At 31.8% G+C, this 280-nt stretch carries 1 protein-coding gene; it reads left to right on the top strand.

Annotated elements, in window-relative coordinates; genetic code table 11:
* A partial coding sequence (locus ACSG5Z_RS32480; protein WP_435712996.1) for an aspartate/glutamate racemase family protein occupies positions 1–280 on the top strand: 280 nt, incomplete at both ends.

Here is a 280-nt window from a genome sequence, read left to right as displayed (position 1 = left end):
ATAAAACGGATCGGTCTATTAGGTACGAAACAAACGATGGAACAAGACTTCTATAAATCACGTCTAGCGAACTATAACATTGAGACAATTATTCCAAATAAAGTGGAAAGAAATTTTATTCATCATGTTATTTTAAATGAATTAAGTAAAGGAATTATTTCAGAAACATCAAAAGAAAAGCAATTACAAATTACAAACTCTTTAAGTCAAAATGGCGCAGAAGGTATATTGCTAGGCTGCACTGAAATACCATTGCACATTTCCCAAAACGACCTTACTG

It is taken from the genome of Bacillus pretiosus, assembly GCF_051294775.1.
GTDB classification, from domain to species: Bacteria; Bacillota; Bacilli; order Bacillales; family Bacillaceae_G; genus Bacillus_A; species Bacillus_A wiedmannii.
The sequence above is the reverse complement of the archived record's forward strand: the minus strand, read 5'-3'. Positions and strand labels throughout refer to the sequence as shown.